A 435-nucleotide genomic window follows, 5' to 3' on the forward strand; every position below is an offset into this window, starting at 1 on the left:
ACGGTCAGGTCACCCATTACTACTACGACACCCGGGGTCAGTTGCTGTCGATCCGTTACCCGGACAGCAGTCGGCATCGCTTGGTCTGGAACAGCCTCGGCCAGTTGACCGAGGAAACCCTGCCCGACGGCGGTGTGCGGCGTTTTTCCTACGATGCGCTGGGGCGACGGACCACCACCGCCGACGAACACGGTGCAGTCACCCGACAGCATTGGGATGCCGTTGGCCGACTGATTCAGACGACGTTTCCTACCGGCAGCACCCGCGCCTACAGCTACGGCGCCTACGGTCAGGTCACTGCCGAGCGCGATGAACTGGGGCGCATCACTCGCTACGAATATGACGATGACCTGCACCTGGTCTCGCGGCGGATCAACCCTGACGGCACGCGGGTGCAGTACCGCTACGACCATGCGCAACTGCTGCTCACCGAGA

The 435-nt window shown here is 63.2% G+C and carries 1 pseudogene; it reads left to right on the top strand.

The window, feature by feature from the left end:
- Positions 1 to 435, top strand: a pseudogene (locus ACW9IR_RS29670) (RHS repeat protein); the annotation flags it as partial.

This window comes from Pseudomonas sp. SDT291_1_S447 (genome assembly GCF_054070155.1).